Source organism: Yersinia intermedia (assembly GCF_900635455.1).
In the GTDB taxonomy this organism is placed as follows: Bacteria; Pseudomonadota; Gammaproteobacteria; order Enterobacterales; family Enterobacteriaceae; genus Yersinia; species Yersinia intermedia.
In genome coordinates this window covers 1664054-1680984 of the sequence record NZ_LR134116.1, presented here as the reverse complement: position 1 = coordinate 1680984, position 16931 = coordinate 1664054, and the positions used below count along the sequence as shown (strand labels likewise).

Sequence of the window (16931 nt, the reverse complement as noted above, 5' to 3'; positions counted from 1 at the left end):
TAGGTTCCGCATGACCCGTCGTAATTTACCGACAATATTACTGCTCAATTTTATTGGGATTGCCCTGTTTCTATCTTGGTATATCCCGGCGAACCATGGCATTTGGTTTAAAATAGATTCAGCAATATTTTACTATTTTAACCAACATCTGCTGTCCAGCCCCCTATTTCTGCATTTGGTGGCAATCACTAACAACCGGATTTTCGATGTTATTTCCCTTGTATGTATGGGGCTACTTTATTTGTACTTCTATATGAAGGAAACGCCAGCAGGCCGTCGCCGCCTGATAGTCACCGGGGTTGTAATGCTATTAACTGCGGTGGTCCTCAATCAATTAGGCCATCTACTGCCCGTCTCGCATCCTAGTCCAACCCTGACGTTTGACAATATCAATCGCGTCAGTGAATTAACCGGTATTCCAACCAAAGATGCATCCAGTGATAGTTTCCCCGGTGACCATGGCATGATGCTGATGATTTTTGCCTGCTTTATGCTGCGCTATTTTTCCCAAGGTGCTTTTGCCATCGCCCTGCTGATCGTCGTTATCTTCTCAATGCCACGGGTGATGATTGGCGCACATTGGTTTACTGACATTGCTGTCGGCTCACTGTCGATAGTGCTGGTTGGGATGGGCTGGGTATTGCTGACACCATTAAGTGACAAGATAATTAATGTCATTAACCATAATCTCCCAGGGGCGAAAAGCCAATAACGCTATCAGCCTTATATTAAGGCAAAAAAGTCTATTTTTTGCCTTTCTCTCACCTTAACGTTTTCGGTTCTTTATTGTTACCAAACGGCTACAAATCCAGCTATCCACTTTTAATCTGAAATCTTACATTATGTTACATAACCTTTAGCTATAATAATGGTTGTAAAAGGTCTCGCCTTTTATTAATCATTACGGTAATCTCGAAAACGTTTGTGTTCGGATTTGGGTCATTCGCCTCTTGCATGATTAATATTGTGCGTTCTAGCACAGTTATTCAGTTAAGTGATTGTCTAATCGGATCTCAATCAATAATCTCGATTCGTTTGGTTTTTTTGGTAGCGACATCCGTCGTAAGGACAGCAAGGGAAAACAACAACAATGGTCAAGTCTCAACCTATTATGAGATATATTCTGCGGGTAATTCCTGCGGTTGCAGTAGCGGTAATGTTATCCGCGTGTAGTTCATCACAGACTTCGAACTTACATAATGCGCAAACTGAGATGCGTGCAGTTAATGACAAAGATGGGCTTTTACTGCAAGCCTCTCAGGATGAATTCGAAGCGATGGTACGCAACGTTGACGTCAAGTCGAAGATTTTAGAACAGTATGCAGGGTGGAAAGGTGTTCGTTATCGTTTAGGCGGTAGCAGCAAACGCGGTATTGATTGCTCCGCATTTGTACAAACCACTTTCCGTGAACAATTTGGTATGGATTTGCCACGCTCAACCTCTGAGCAGCAAGATCTTGGCAAAAAAATCCAACGAACTAAATTGCGCCCCGGTGATTTGGTGCTGTTCCGTGCAGGTTCGACTGGCCGCCATGTCGGTATCTACTTAGGTAATGATAAATTTGTTCATGCATCGACCAGTGTCGGCGTGACGATATCGAGCCTAAACGAAGATTATTGGAATAAGCGTTATCGCGATGGGCGTCGTGTGTTAAGCAGCGGTTCGCGCAGTTAGCTGATTTTATTCCTGTTGTCCGAGATACCAAACGAAACTGTAAAACGCTGCCATTGGTAGCGTTTTTTATTGTCTAAGCATACCTCCTCATCGATTCGTATCCGGCCAAATTTCCAGCCAATTTGTAGGAAACATCCTTTTTTGTCTGAGAGGCGCGAAATCCAAGAATTTTCTGTGTAAGATTATTCCCGCTTAACCATGAGCTTCCTGGTGTTCAGGTATCTCTACCAGCGATTCATTTTATAAAATCATGTAGAACGAGTTAATAAGCTGGAGATTTGTTTTACCGAAGCATATTGCTAAATATCTCGGTATAAATGAACTTTGCTTGTTTCATTTATTTGATGCATTTAAACCGCATCTTTGATTTATATGAATGGAGATTCAATTGGCTAGGCTAATTACTGTTAACAATGCACATTGGCAAACTGATGGCGTTGCGCTGTTAACTTAACTTATACTCATCACACTTTATCGATCATGCTGAGGAGCGGCGTAACATGGGTTCAAACAGTGCGTTCTCCCGCAATATTTTATCCAAACGCCATCTTGTAAAAAAAAGTGTCATCCTCTCACTCTGTTTCTTTATTTGCTTTGTCGTTATTACGTTGTCATTACTTTATCGCAGTAGCGAGCATAAATTAACAACACAAAGTGATCATATTATCTCCTATGCATCTCAGTTTCTAAATGAACTGACTACCACCATGTCTCAACTTATCCCGCTAAGTGCCAAGAGTTGTGAGCAAGCCAGTCCGGCACTCCACTATCGGGCTGCATTTACTAATGGTGTCAGAGCATTTTTATTGGTTAGGGACGGTATCGCTTATTGTTCTTCAGCAACAGGCGATATGCACGTCGCGGGCAGTGCGCTATATCCTAAAATAAACTTATCCCAGCCACTGGATTTTAAAATTCAGCAAGGAACACCGATGATGCCAAGTAAACCGGCGGTCGGGGTGTGGTTGCGCGAGGCTGGGCGTGGTAATACCGGTGTATTGGCAACATTGGAATTAACCTTACACCCCTATTTATTACTTAACTCTTCTAGTAATCAAGTAAATGGTTTAGCCATTATTATTGATGGGTTCGCGGTAACGACTTTTGACACTAAGGTTTTACCCATCAGCCAGTTACCGTCTCGAGCCGCGCGTGAAGTTCAGCTACCGGGCTACCCGATTAAAATATTGATTTATCATACCAGCCTGACGGCTGATGATATTCGCATAACCCTGTTAGGGGGGCTATTACTTTCCGGTCTGGTCGGCATCCTTGCTTATTATATTTTAATCGCCAGCCAAAGTGCTGAAGCTGAAATTTTGCGCGGTATTAGGCGCGGCGAATTCTTCGTTGAATATCAGCCGGTATTTCGCTCACACGACCGTTCAATATCTGGCTTGGAAGCGCTTATTCGCTGGCAACATCCGATTGAAGGGCGAATATCCCCGGATCTTTTTATTCCCTATGCGGAAACTCAGCATCTGATCCAACCATTAACCCGCCACCTATTTGAGTTAATTGTCAGAGACAGTAAATTAATGGCAGACCACCTTCAAGTTGGGACTAAACTGGCCTTTAATATTTCCCCGGTCCATCTTGCTGATGATAGTTTCCGCAAAGATGTTTCTCAGATGTTAAAACAATTAAATACGGATATCGTGGCACCGGTATTCGAAATTACCGAGCGAGGCATGGTTGAAGAAGAACTGGCGATTAAACAGTTTGCCTGGCTGCGTTCTCAGGGGATACAAATCGCTGTCGATGACTTTGGTACCGGCCACAGCGCCCTGATCTATTTAGAACGTTTTACTTTAGACTATATTAAAATTGATCGTGGATTTGTCAGTACCATTGGTATTAATACCGTGGCAGCACCGGTATTAGACTCAGTATTAATGTTGGCAAATAAGCTCAATATTGAAACTGTCGCTGAAGGTGTTGAAACAGAGCAACAGCTCCAATATTTGGCGCAACACGGCGTTAAGTACTTACAAGGTTACTTACTCAGCAAACCACTATCTATTGAGGCTCTCGTTGCATTTTGTAATAAAAAAGATAGTAAGCCCAAAACCCTATCCAAAGTCATTGACGCCACGGTCTAACTGAGCTCGTATGGCCTCAATGAGCTGATTCAAGTGCGTTATTTGGCAGAGTCGCCGCCACTACCACTGCTACGGCTTAAAGTAACAAGGATATTTGGCTTAATGTTTGCTTTAATCCCCTGCAAACTGGTAATTTCGTTTAAGATTATTATTATCGGAATGAAACGCAGGAGCTTACCGCCAATATGTTGTCACGCCTATTTGCTGCCTTGGTACTTTCAGCCCTGAGTTTTGGCCTACAGGCTGAAACCATCAAAGAAGGCGTCTCTTTTGCTATACTGGGTGAACCTAAGTATTCAGCCGATTTCAGCCATTTTGATTACGTCAATCCAGCCGCCCCCAAAGGCGGAGATATCACGCTATCCGCCATTGGTACCTTCGATAACTTTAACCGTTATGCGTTACGTGGCAATCCAGCGATGCGCACTGAGCGGCTGTATGACTCACTATTTGGTACCTCAGACGATGAGATTGGCAGTTACTATCCATTAATTGCCGAATCCGCCCGCTTTGCACCTGACTTCCGTTGGATTGAAGTTGATATAAATCCGCGCGCCCGTTTTCATGATGGCACCCCGATTACCGCACAAGATGTCGCATTTACCTTCAATAAGTTTATGACCGAAGGGGTGCCACAATTTCGTATTATTTATAAAGGCGTGCAGGTGAAAGCCATTTCGCGGCTGACGGTGCGTTTTGAATTCCCGGAACCGAATAAAGATAAAATGTTAGGTTTGTTTGGTTTACCGGTGATGCCTGCTCATTTCTGGCAAAACCATAAACTGAGTGACCCACTCAGCAAACCCCCCGTTGGCAGCGGCCCTTATCGCATCGGCAAATATAAGATGGGCCAGTTTGTTACCTATGAACGGGTGAGAGACTACTGGGCAGCCAATCTGCCAGTTAATCGCGGCCAATATAACTTTGATACTATCCGCTACGACTACTACCTGGATGATAAAGTTGCATTGGAAGCCTTTAAAGCCGGCGCATTTGATTTCCGTGAAGAAACCTCACCGAAGAGTTGGGCGACACAATATGTGGGTGGCAACTTTGCGAAAAGCTATATCGCCAAGCAGGATATTGTCGATAACTCGGCACAAAATACGAGATGGTTGGCATTTAACGTTCAACGCCCGATTTTTAGCGATCGACGAGTTCGTCAAGCCCTTACGTTAGCTTTTGACTTTGACTGGATGAATAAAGCCTTCTATTTCAATAGCTATCAGCGTACCAATAGCTTCTTCCAAAATACTGAATATGCGGCAAAAGGTTATCCAGATAGCGCTGAACTGGCTTGGCTGGCTCCGTTGAAGGGCAAAGTACCACCAGAGGTGTTCACGCAGATTTATCTGCCACCTCAAACCGATGGCAGCGGCGATTCGCGGGATAATCTGTTAAAAGCGCGTGAACTACTCAGCGAAGCAGGCTGGGAAGTGAAAAACCAGCAATTGGTTAACAGTAAAACCGGTAAGCCTTTTGTGTTTGAATTGCTGTTACTCAGTGGCAGTAACTTCCAATATGTTCAACCGTTTAAGCATAATTTGCAGCGTTTGGGCATTACCATGAATATTCGCGAAGTTGACAGTTCTCAGTTTGTTAACCGCCTGCGCAGTCGGGATTACGATATGATCCCGACAGTTTACAGTGCCTTCCCCTACCCTAGCCCAAATCTGCAAATCTGGTGGAGCTCGGCTTATATCGACTCTAGTTATAATTCTTCAGGTATTAAAGATCCGGCTATTGACCAATTGATTGCTGAGATTATCAAACATCAGGACCAGCCTGAGGCGTTACAGTCCCTTGGCCGGGCACTTGATCGGGTGTTGACTTGGAACTACCTGATGATTCCGATGTGGTACTCCAATCATGCCCGCTTTGCCTATTGGGATAAATTCTCGATGCCGGCAGACCGCCCCACCTATTCGCTCGGGTTCGATAGCTGGTGGTTTGATGTCAACAAGGCAGCTCGCCTGCCAACAGAACGTCACTAGGGGGCTGCTGTGGGTGGATATCTGTTACGGCGACTATTGCTGGTTATTCCCACGCTGTGGGCAATTATTACTATCAACTTTTTTATCGTCCAAATTGCGCCCGGCGGGCCAGTTGATCAGGCGATTGCCAATATCGAATTGGGTCACTCCAGTGGATTTACGGCTGGGGGCGGTGATGGCGGGCTGGGTGGTGCCAAAGTCGGTCTCAATGCAGCACAAGTGGGTGATAGCAACTATCGTGGTTCACGTGGGTTAGACCCAGAAGTCATTGCCGAAATCAAACAACGCTTTGGTTTTGACAAGCCGCTGCACCAGCGCTATTTCGATATGCTATGGAGCTATGTTCGCTTTGATTTTGGCGACAGTTTGTTCCGGGGCGAATCAGTCATGTCGTTAGTGAAACATAGCCTGCCGGTTTCTATTTCACTCGGGCTATGGAGCACGCTGATTATTTATCTGGTTTCGATCCCTTTAGGCATTAAAAAGGCGGTGCGCAATGGCACAGCCTTTGATACCTGGAGCAGTACGCTGATTATTATCGGGTACGCCATTCCTTCGTTTCTGTTTGCGATTTTACTGGTGGTACTGTTTTCCGGTGGCAGTTATTTCGATCTATTCCCACTGCGAGGGCTGGTTTCCAGTAACTTTGACACCCTGCCGTGGTACGGCAAAGTAACGGATTACTTGTGGCATATCACCTTACCGGTACTGGCTACCGTGATAGGCGGTTTCGCCACATTGACGATGCTAACTAAAAACTCGTTTCTTGATGAAATCCGTAAACAATATGTCGTTACTGCGCGCGCCAAGGGGTTACCCGAAGAAAAAATTCTGTATCGCCATGTATTCCGCAATGCCATGTTGCTGGTCATCGCAGGCTTCCCCGCCACCTTTATCAGTATGTTTTTCACCGGCTCACTGTTGATCGAAGTGATGTTCTCACTCAATGGGCTAGGACTACTGGGCTATGACGCCACTTTGCAGCGCGATTATCCAGTGATGTTTGGCACCCTTTATATTTTCACCCTGATTGGTTTACTGCTGAATATCCTCAGTGATATCACCTACACCTTGGTTGATCCACGGATTGATTTTGAGGGCCGCCAATAATGATACGGCTAAGTGCTATTAATCAGGCCCGCTGGGCGCGTTTTCGTAATAATCGCCGTGGCTACTGGTCACTGTGGATCTTCCTGACACTGTTTATTATCAGCCTGTTTGCCGAACTGATTGCCAATGACAAACCACTGCTGGTGAACTATCAGGGTAGAATTTATATGCCCTTTATGACTAATTATAGCGAATCGACCTTTGGCGGTATTTTAACCACTGCGGCAGATTATCAAGACCCCTATGTAATTGGTCGAATTAATCACAATGGCTGGGCTATCTGGGCACCGATTCGCTTTAGTAATAACACCATCAACTTTGCAACCGATGTCCCTTTCCCTTCACCACCTAGCCGCACCAACTTGCTGGGTACCGACAGTACCGGCGGCGATGTATTGGCCAAAGTCATTTATGGTTTTCGTATCTCGCTGCTATTCGGCCTGACATTAACCCTGTTCTCCAGCGTCATTGGTATTTGTGCTGGCGCTGTACAAGGTTATTACGGCGGCAAAATTGACTTGTGGGGTCAGCGGTTTATCGAGGTGTGGTCGGGGATGCCGACACTGTTTTTAGTGATTCTGCTGTCCAGTATCGTCCAACCCAACTTTTGGTGGCTGTTAGCCATCACCGTGCTGTTTGGTTGGATGGGATTAGTGGGTGTCGTGCGGGCTGAATTTCTACGCACCCGAAATTATGACTACATCCGTGCAGCGCGGGCCATGGGGGTGGGTGACCGGGTTATTATGTCGCGCCATATGCTGCCTAATGCCATGGTGGCAACACTGACCTTCCTGCCCTTTATCCTGTGCGGTTCGATAACAACGCTAACGTCACTGGATTTCCTCGGTTTTGGCCTGCCGATGGGGTCACCGTCATTAGGCGGTTTGCTATTAGAAGGCAAAAATAACCTTCAGGCTCCCTGGCTTGGCATCACGGCATTCCTGGTATTGGCAGTGCTGTTGTCGCTGTTGATCTTTATCGGCGAAGCAGTACGTGACGCCTTTGACCCAAGCAAGGTGTACTGATATGGCGACCTTACCACTTCTGGATATTCAAAATCTCAGTGTTGCATTTCGTCAGGCGAATATTGATCGCGAGGTGGTCAGCGAGCTGTCATTGCAAATCAATGCCGGTGAGACACTGGCACTGGTTGGCGAATCGGGTTCAGGCAAAAGTGTCACGGCCCTGTCGATATTGCGTTTACTGCCCTCACCTCCGGTGGTCTATCCCGGCGGGGATATTTTGTTTGCCGGGAAATCACTGCTGCATGCTGATGAACCAACGCTGCGGCAAGTGCGCGGCAATCAGATTTCAATGATTTTTCAAGAGCCAATGGTGTCACTTAACCCCCTGCACACCATTGAAAAACAGTTGGCCGAAGTGTTGTCACTGCATCGCGGTATGCGCCGGGAGGCGGCCAGAGTTGAGATTATTCAATGTCTCGATCGCGTGGGCATTCGTAATGCCAAAGGGCGTTTGGGCGATTTCCCCCATCAACTTTCTGGTGGAGAACGCCAGCGGGTGATGATCGCAATGGCGGTATTGACCCAACCTAAATTACTGATTGCCGATGAACCGACTACTGCGCTGGATGTTTCGGTTCAAGCCCAGATTTTGAGTTTGCTGAAAGAGTTAAAGCAAGAGATGGGCATGAGTTTGCTATTTATCACCCATAACCTGAATATCGTGCGCAGATTGGCAGATAACGTGGCAGTGATGCGTGAAGGCCGCAAGGTGGAGCAGAATAGCCGTCAGGCGCTGTTTAGCACCCCACAACACCCCTACACACGCCAATTATTAGACGCCGAGCCACAAGGTGATCCACTGCCCCTCACGCCAGGTCTACAACCTTTGCTTGAAGTAAAAGGGCTACAGGTAGCCTTTCCTATCAAGCGTGGTTTATTACGGCGCACAGTCGATTACCACTATGCGTTGAAAGATCTCAGTTTTACCCTTAATCCCGGTGAGAGCCTTGGCTTAGTGGGTGAATCAGGTTCAGGGAAAAGTACATCAGGGTTGGCATTACTGCGTTTGTTACCCTCAAAGGGTGAGATTTGGTTTAGCGGGCAGCCATTACACAAGTTTACCCCTAAACAGATGCTGCCCTATCGCAGCCGAATTCAGGTGGTATTTCAAGACCCCTACTCTGCGCTAAATCCACGCCTGAATGTCCAGCAGATCATTGCTGAAGGGCTGGAAGTCCATCAAAGACTCAGTGCCGTGCACCGTGAACAACGGGTGATCAAGGCGATGGAAGAAGTGGGATTAGATCCGGTCACCCGTTATCGCTATCCAACCGAGTTTTCTGGTGGCCAGCGCCAACGTATTGCGATTGCCCGTGCGCTGATCCTGCAACCTCAGTTGCTTATTCTCGACGAGCCAACCTCTTCATTGGATAAATCGGTACAGGCACAAATATTGGCGTTGCTGAAATCCCTTCAGCAGCGTTATCAGCTCAGCTATTTATTTATCAGCCATGATTTGCAGGTAGTGCGCTCACTCTGCCATCAGGTCATTGTGTTAAGGCAAGGCGAGGTGGTGGAGCAAGGTGACTGTCAGGCCATATTTGCCGCGCCCCAACAGCAGTATACTCAGCTATTGTTACAATTTGCGGACTCGTCAGATTGAGGTCAGGTTGCGGCCATAACAAAGCACCGTGACACAAAATACCGACCAACGCGCAATAGCGAATCAGAAGGGATACAAAGCGGTCAGGGTTTCGGCAATGGCAACACCGACATCTTTCAAACGGCACATGGTGGCACTCTCATCTTGAGTGTGAACAAATAGACAAGGTTCACCTTCCCACTCAACTATCGCAGAATCCACTTGTATCTCTTGTAGAGAGAGGTGGAGCCGCTGCATGATAAGCTGCGCATCGCTACCATCGTGGCTGAGTAACTTCAGCCCCATAAGGTTATTATTGTTGTCGTCTATCGTTGTCAGTGGTATCGGTTCAACTTTGACCCCGATAAAGCCAGATAACCAACGGTAACTTTGCGGCAGACGATGTACTACCGAAAGTTGAATATTATTCACGTGTTTTTCCTAGTAAAAATAAAAAATCAAAAAATTACAAAAGCACCACAATGACTCACACTCATTAAAGTTATAGCCGTTAAGTTGGCATTGTGCCTGATTCAACCCCCATCAAAACACAACATTGATAACAATTTAGAAACTTAAAACCAACAAAGCCATTTTTGTGTTGTTTTTTTAATCGCGCGTCAGCCCTTCATATCAGACTGAAACTATCAGTTTGAGATTTAGATCCCATTTTTCGTTATATTTATACCTTTATGGCGACCATCTCAACCATTTTTCTTGCAAACCCATTACTTAATGCCTGTCAAAATTTTACATTTAACGAACAATTAGCTGTTATTTCTATGACTCAGAATGACATTAATTAATTGATAAATATATAGATTAACGGATCCGCGTAACGGTTTAGATGACAGAAATATCTGATAAAAATGCGTTAATCACAATTGACGATTTTTTATATGAACGCTCAAAAAGTTAACAATATGGTGCCAATCATAACTATGCAATAAATAATGATATGCATGCTTACTATATTGATTGAGCGCAAGAACTGCGCGTTTTTAAGTGGCAATTCGGGCGATTTTGACGGGAATAAATGAGGGAAATAATCGAATAAGGGAGCAATAAATAAACTGACGATAAATAATGGGGTAAAGGGAACACCCTCAGGCGGCCCTTCACCTTCTGCTGCAACCATTAACGGATAAGCACCCATAGCTTAGCCTTGATAATGGGTGTGATTACCGTTATTTCACCGCGTTTTTATGTGGGCGACTGGCATAAAGATACAACAGCATGGCAACAATAATACAAAATGCCATTGAGCTGACCATCGGCCAGGCACTACGGGAAGGTGCCATCGACAACAGCGTTCCCACTACCGCACCAATACCAAAGCGTAAGGTCCCTGCCAGAGAAGAGGCGGTACCGGCCATATGTGGGAAGTCATCCAAAATGACCGCCATAGCATTCGAAGTGATCATGGAAATGCAACCGACATAAGCCGCGACACCCAATACTAGCGCCCAGAACCCCATACCCGTGGCGCAAACCACCAGCAGCCAGATACCCATCACAAATTGCACTAGCATGCCAAATCGGAACATTTTAAGCGCCCCGAAGCGGCGTACATTGCGGCTATTAATCAATGTCATCAAGAACAAGAAAACGATATTCAACGCAAAGTAATAGCCAAAGTTTTGCGGGGAAACACCATTTAAATCAATATAGACAAAGGGACCAGCACTGAGGAATGAGAACATACCGGCAAAAGAAAAACCGCTGGCGAGCATATAGCTCAGTACCCGTTTATGGCGGAATAACGTAGCAAAATTACCGATGGTGGTGCGCAAATGGAACCTTTGCCGCTTCTCTCGTGGCAAGGTTTCTTTGATAAACAGTGCAACCAGAATCGCACCAACCAATGCAGCACCCGCCATCGTCCAAAAAATAGCGTGCCAGCTAAACCACACTAACAATGCACCACCGATAATCGGTGCCAGCAAGGGTGCAATGGTCATGACTAACACCACAAAAGACATCATGCGTGAGAAGTCATCTTTGGTGAACATATCGCGCATCAGTGCATTAATCACCACACTCGCGGCGGCAGCGGACAAACCATGCAGGAAACGCAAGTTAATCAGTTGTTCAATTGATTGCGCCATGGCACAGGCCATACCTGCAAGCGCAAATATTAGCGTACCCCAAAAGATAACCGGCTTGCGCCCAATGCTATCCGCCATTGGCCCATAGAACATTTGCCCGATGGCGAACCCCAGTACATAGGCGCTAAGGGTCATCTGCACCGCACCGCTCTCGACACCAAACTCTTGTGCAATAATCGGCATACTCGGCAAATACATATCAATGGCCAGAGGCATTAGCATCGATAGCAAACCAAGGATAAAGATCAAGCCAACGTGGGATGTCCGGTTCTTCTCTTCATGTTGAGTACTGGCATGCACGTTCAACAACTCCTTCAATAACCTACTGCGGGTTATACCCGTCATACTTCAAGCCGCATGTGCGTTGGCTACGCTCTTTCACCCGAATCATTGACTCCCGTCAACTCATCGGGACTCTATCGCTTGCCGCCTTCCTGCAACTCGAAACATTTAGTGTAATATCAACGGCAAGACAGCCCGCGCTGTAATAGAAAATCAATTACAGATGAGGTGCGCCGACACTGGCAATCTCTTCTGCGGTCAACGGGCGGTACTCGCCTGGCGCTAAATCGTCATCAAGTTTGATGTCGCCAATTCGCTCACGGTGCAGTTCTACAACCCGATTCCCCACCGCCGCGAACATCCGTTTCACCTGATGATAACGCCCTTCACTGAGGGTTAAACGCACCAATTGAGGCTCTATGACCTCAAGTTGAGCCGGTTTGGTCAGCGATTTTTCATTATGCAACTGCACGCCCTCCGTAAACTGTTGTGCAGTGTCATCAGCCAGCGGATGTTCCAGTGTTACCAGATAGGTTTTTTCGCAATGATGGCGTGGTGAGGTGATCCGATGCGACCACTGGCCATCGTCAGTCATTAGCACCAATCCGGTGGTATCGATATCCAACCGCCCGGCAGCATGGAGTTTGTATGCCACGGGTTCATCGAGGAAATACAGCACGGTCGGGTGGTCTGGGTCTTCTGTTGAACACACATAACCCTGCGGTTTGTTCAGCATAAAATAACGTGGGCCAACAGTTTGTTGTAATGGGTTGCCATCAAATCTCACGTCTTGTTCCGGTGTCAGCTTAATCGCACCACTTTTGACCACCTCGCCATCAATAGTGACCCGTTTTGCCCGCAGCTCGCGCGCTACCAACGCCCGGCTGACACCTAATTGCTGAGATAAAAACTTGTCCAATCGCATTGAATCTACTTTGCCTGTTGTATTGTCGTGCCGTTGATGGGCACGATACCCGCAATCACACCTGCCAACGACAGCAGGATGCGCATAATACGGTGTGAAATGAATGAAGCAGTTGGGAGAAAATCATTTGCTGCCTACCAGACCCATCAGTATAGCGGCGGTTGCCATATCATCCTAGAAACAGTTACGTAAAAAGCCGTTATTGAGAAACGGCTTATCCCCTTAGATGGCGCAATCTATCACGATACCCCACCAAGGATAACTTGGGGCCTCGCGCCAACCGCCTCAGACAGGCATAATATTAGAAAGCGTTTAATTATAATAAGAGAGAGAAATGTCACGCATACGCGCAGGAAAGTGTTGCAGGAGCATGGGTTGAAAACCATCGGGCAGGCGCGCTAATGGCATTTACACTACGCCCCTATCAGCAAGAGGCGGTGGATGCCACCCTTGCCCATTTTCGCCGCCACAGTGAACCCGCCCTGATTGTTCTACCGACGGGGGCGGGCAAAAGCCTGGTGATCGCCGAATTGGCGAAACTGGCCCGTGGGCGCGTTTTGGTACTGGCACATGTCAAAGAGCTGGTGGCACAGAATCATGCCAAATATTGCGCCTACGGCTTAGAGGCAGATATTTTCGCCGCTGGCTTGCAACAGCGCCAAAGCGCAGGGAAAGTGGTGTTTGGCAGTGTGCAGTCGGTAGCACGGAACCTGCCCCTGTTTGATAGTGCCTTTTCGCTGCTAATTATTGATGAATGCCATCGTATCAGTGATGACGATGACAGCCAGTATCAGCAAATTATCCAGCATTTGCGCGCAACCAACCCCCGGCTGCGCTTACTGGGGCTGACCGCCACACCTTACCGGTTGGGAAAAGGCTGGATTTATCAATTCCATTATCACGGTATTATCCGTGGTGATGAAAAGTCCCTGTTCCGCGATTGTATTTATGAATTACCCTTGCGCTACATGATCAAGCACGGTTTTCTGGTCCCCCCAGAGCGGTTGGATATGCCCGTGGTGCAGTATGATTTCAGTCGCCTGACCAGCAACAGTGACGGCATGTTCCGAGAGGCAGATTTAGACCGTGAACTTAAACAGCAGCAACGAATTACTCCGCATATTGTTAATCAGATAATTGAATATGCCGCTCAACGTCGCGGGGTAATGATTTTTGCCGCGACAGTTGAACACGCCAAAGAGGTGTATGGTTTACTGCCTAAAGGCGAGGCTGCACTGGTGAGTGCCAATACGCCACCAAATGAGCGCGATGCGTTAATCACCGCCTTTAAGCAGCAACAACTGCGTTATCTGGTTAATGTGGCGGTGTTAACAACCGGCTTTGATGCCCCCCATGTTGATCTGATTGCCATTCTTCGCCCGACTGAATCAGTCAGCCTGTATCAACAGATAGTTGGCCGTGGCTTGCGCTTATCACCGGGTAAAGAAGATTGCCTGATTCTGGACTACGCTGGCAATCCCCATGACCTTTTTACCCCTGAAGTGGGTACCAGCAAGCCACATAGTGGCAGTCAGCCGGTTCAGGTATTTTGCCCGGATTGCGGCTTCGCCAATATCTTCTGGGGAAAATGCACCGAGTCAGGTGACATCATTGAACACTATGGTCGCCGCTGTCAGGGTTGGTTTGAAGACGAACAAGGCACGCGGGCGCAATGTGATTATCGTTTTCGCTTTAAGTCCTGCCCGCATTGTGGGGCGGAAAATGACATTGCTGCCCGCCGCTGTCACCAGTGCCAGGAAGTTCTGGTCGATCCCGATGATATGCTAAAAGCCGCCTTAAAATTAAAAGACGCTCTGGTGCTGCGTTGTGGCGGGATGAGTCTGGAGATGGGTCATGACGCCAAAGGCGAGTGGCTGAAAATCACCTACTACGACGAAGACGGCACTGATACCAGCGAACGTTTTCGCTTAACCACCGCCGCGCAGCGTATGGCATTTGAACAAATTTTCCTGCGCCCACACCAACGGGCACCCGGTGTGGCACTGAAATGGCAAACCGCGGCCGATATCATCGCGCAACAAGCCCTGTTACGTTATCCCGATTTTGTCGTTGCCCGCCGCCGTGGGCAATGGTGGCAAATTAGAGAGAAGATATTTGATTATCAGGGGCGTTTCCGGCGGGCTGACTCCCTTGCCTAAGCCGCATTTAGCCTGAGATTTTCGCAGTTTTATTTGCTGTCTGGCTGATATTTCGCTAGAATGCCGCCCGCTTTGCTCTGGGTTTACCCAATCAAAGCCGAGTATCGAACCTGTTGCTGGGTCGCCTGTAGCAGGGTAAATTTTCTTTAAGAGAAAACAAAATGACCACTATCAATGTAGAAGTACGTAACGACCAGGGTAAGGGTGCGAGCCGCCGCCTGCGTGCAGCAAATAAATTTCCGGCAATCATTTACGGTGGTTCTGAAGCAGCTATCTCTATTGCTCTTGACCATGACACCACCAAGAACCTTGAATTGAAACCGGGCTTTTATGATTCCGTACTGACTCTGGTTGTTGACGGTAAAGAAACCAAAGTTAAAGTACAGGCTGTTCAGCGTCACGCTTTCAAGCCAAAACTGACTCATATCGACTTCGTTCGCGTTTAATCGCGTCGCTTTCGATATTCGGGACGCCGAAATAAAAAACGCCGCTTATGCGGCGTTTTTTATTGGCTAGCGTCACAGGGTAACCGCTACTTTTTGCCTGAATTCCGCTGTAACTGATCTCGCAGATTAGGTGGTGTGCCTTTGATGGTCAGCGTGTCTGTCGCCGCGTCCCAGAAAATACGCTCACCCAGCAGCAATGCATCAAAATTGATACTCAGCCCACCACCACTGCCAGCAAATTTGGTCAACTGGCGCAAAGTACCGCGATCTGCCGGGAAACTCTCTTCCAGTGCATAGCCCTGTTCAGCCGAGAATTGCTGGAAATCTTTTTCACCCAGCTTTGGCAGCTCTTGAGAAAGCGCCTGCAGCGCAATCTCTTCACCTGCTTGCAACTGCTCATTACAATAGCTATAAACCTGTTGACGGTATGCCTGACGCTCATTTTTGCCAAGTTCAGCATCCGCACAGTAATCATCAACCGCCTGTAATAAGCCCCGGTTTTGTGCTTTGGTATCCAGTCCCTCAGCCGCAGACAAGAAATCCATAAAGAAATCGGACACTTTGCGCCCTACCCGCCCTTTCAAGAACGTGAGGTAACGAGTGGATTCTGGGTTATTTTCCCATTCGGTTAAATCGATACGGGCAACAATATCAGCACGGTTAATATCGAGATAATGGGTGGTACTGAGATCAAGCTGCTCATTCACTCGCATACTATGGCAACTGCTCAGCACCGAGATAAGCAAATACTCCACGGCCAGATAACGGTATTGGCAAAACAGCACCACACCGCCTTCGGCAAACGGATATTTGGCTAACTCATCACGTAACCGCCCGGTGGCAGCACGGCTAAAGCTGAGGAAGTCTTCATCACCCTTACGGCTTCGTTTCAGCGCTTCGGCCAGCTCGCTCTGCTCATTAAATAGCCCGTAAGCTTTACTTTTGGCGCTGTAGACACGATGCAGCTCGGCCATCATTTCTTCAACTACAGCATTGGCAGGTAACAGAGAATCGCGCAACACCACATCAAGCGTTTGTTCATCACGCTTGATAAGCTGATGTAAGGCTATCTGGTCAATATCCAGACTCATGATAAATACTCCTTTTGGCTAGGGGCGTATTCAATCACTGATGCCAAAGAGCTGCAACTCAAAAGCATTCGTGCCCCTCAATTAATGGCTAATGATTCTTAATGCTATAAAATAGCGGAAAAGCGCGTCTCTATACGGTAAGATGTGGGACTTTGTCAGGTATTGAGCACACTTTTTATGGCACAATCATCCCGTTATAGCGACGAACAAGTCGAAAAACTGCTGTCTGAATTAGTCAGCGTAATGGAAAAAAACCGCACTCCAACCGATCTTTCTTTGATGGTGTTGGGGAATATGGTAACAAATTTGATCAATACCAGCGTGGCCCCAGCGCAACGTAAAGTATTGGCACGTTCTTTCGCTGAAGCTCTTCAGGCTTCAATAAGTGAAGATAAATCTCATTAATTTATCGGCCAAGACTGTAATCTCAAT

Annotated in this window: 15 protein-coding genes; 10 read left to right on the top strand and 5 right to left on the bottom strand. The window is 47.2% G+C overall.

All coding sequences use genetic code 11. The annotated features are described in order from the left end of the window. The first annotated feature begins 10 nt into the window (after positions 1-10). The 7 genes from EL015_RS07740 (at position 11) to yejF (ending at position 9509) form a co-directional block, all read left to right on the top strand. On the top strand, positions 11-712 hold the full coding sequence (locus EL015_RS07740; protein WP_005190048.1) for a phosphatase PAP2 family protein: 702 nt from the start codon (positions 11-13) through the stop codon (positions 710-712). A 378-nt stretch (positions 713-1090) separates the two neighbouring features. Continuing rightward, positions 1091-1675 (top strand): bifunctional murein DD-endopeptidase/murein LD-carboxypeptidase, encoded by a 585-nt coding sequence (mepS, locus tag EL015_RS07735; RefSeq protein WP_032907353.1) that lies wholly within the window; start codon positions 1091-1093, stop codon positions 1673-1675. A 500-nt stretch (positions 1676-2175) separates the two neighbouring features. After that, positions 2176-3777, top strand: coding sequence for a cyclic di-GMP phosphodiesterase (locus EL015_RS07730; RefSeq protein WP_005190051.1), 1602 nt, complete (start codon positions 2176-2178; stop codon positions 3775-3777). Positions 3778-3962: 185 nt separating this feature from the next. Continuing rightward, complete coding sequence (locus EL015_RS07725; protein WP_005190054.1) at positions 3963-5771, top strand: extracellular solute-binding protein; 1809 nt, start codon at positions 3963-3965, stop codon at positions 5769-5771. 9 nt (positions 5772-5780) lie between these two features. Then, a complete protein-coding gene (locus EL015_RS07720; protein WP_005190057.1) occupies positions 5781-6881 on the top strand; it encodes a microcin C ABC transporter permease YejB in 1101 nt (366 codons plus the stop codon). Beyond that, the gene (locus EL015_RS07715) at positions 6881-7906 is read left to right on the top strand and encodes an ABC transporter permease (protein ID WP_032907355.1); all 1026 of its coding nucleotides are present in this window, start codon (positions 6881-6883) and stop codon (positions 7904-7906) included. Before EL015_RS07720 ends, EL015_RS07715 begins: the two co-directional genes overlap by 1 nt. Position 7907: 1 nt before the next feature. Beyond that, the gene (yejF, locus tag EL015_RS07710) at positions 7908-9509 is read left to right on the top strand and encodes a microcin C ABC transporter ATP-binding protein YejF (protein WP_005190060.1); all 1602 of its coding nucleotides are present in this window, start codon (positions 7908-7910) and stop codon (positions 9507-9509) included. A gap of 63 nt (positions 9510-9572) precedes the next feature. Here yejF and EL015_RS07705 read toward each other — a convergent pair whose 3' ends face one another. The 4 genes from EL015_RS07705 to rsuA all read right to left on the bottom strand — a co-directional run bounded on the left by EL015_RS07705 (position 9573) and on the right by rsuA (position 12803). Then, entirely contained in the window at positions 9573-9920 is a 348-nt protein-coding gene (locus EL015_RS07705) for a YejG family protein (protein WP_005190062.1), read from the bottom strand. 475 nt (positions 9921-10395) lie between these two features. Then, a complete protein-coding gene (locus tag EL015_RS07700; RefSeq protein WP_005190065.1) occupies positions 10396-10644 on the bottom strand; it encodes a hypothetical protein in 249 nt (82 codons plus the stop codon). Between the two features lie 31 nt (positions 10645-10675). After that, positions 10676-11896: a Bcr/CflA family multidrug efflux MFS transporter gene (locus EL015_RS07695; RefSeq protein ID WP_032907357.1), complete on the bottom strand. Its 1221-nt coding sequence runs from the start codon at positions 11894-11896 to the stop codon at positions 10676-10678. Positions 11897-12095: 199 nt separating this feature from the next. Beyond that, complete coding sequence (rsuA, locus tag EL015_RS07690; protein ID WP_005190071.1) at positions 12096-12803, bottom strand: 16S rRNA pseudouridine(516) synthase RsuA; 708 nt, start codon at positions 12801-12803, stop codon at positions 12096-12098. A 401-nt stretch (positions 12804-13204) separates the two neighbouring features. Here rsuA and radD point away from each other — a divergent pair, with 401 nt between their 5' ends. Both radD and rplY read left to right on the top strand, forming a co-directional pair. After that, complete coding sequence (gene radD / locus EL015_RS07685) at positions 13205-14962, top strand: DNA repair helicase RadD (RefSeq protein ID WP_005190074.1); 1758 nt, start codon at positions 13205-13207, stop codon at positions 14960-14962. Between the two features lie 161 nt (positions 14963-15123). Then, positions 15124-15408 (top strand): 50S ribosomal protein L25, encoded by a 285-nt coding sequence (gene rplY / locus EL015_RS07680; protein ID WP_004700538.1) that lies wholly within the window; start codon positions 15124-15126, stop codon positions 15406-15408. Positions 15409-15494: 86 nt separating this feature from the next. On the opposite strand, the gene yejK is transcribed toward rplY, so the two are convergent. Beyond that, positions 15495-16499 carry a nucleoid-associated protein YejK gene (gene yejK, locus EL015_RS07675; protein ID WP_005190077.1) on the bottom strand — a complete coding sequence of 335 codons (1005 nt, stop codon included), beginning with the start codon at positions 16497-16499 and terminating at the stop codon, positions 15495-15497. Between the two features lie 177 nt (positions 16500-16676). Here yejK and EL015_RS07670 point away from each other — a divergent pair, with 177 nt between their 5' ends. Next, complete coding sequence (locus EL015_RS07670; RefSeq protein ID WP_005190080.1) at positions 16677-16904, top strand: YejL family protein; 228 nt, start codon at positions 16677-16679, stop codon at positions 16902-16904. The last annotated feature ends 27 nt before the right edge of the window (positions 16905-16931 follow it).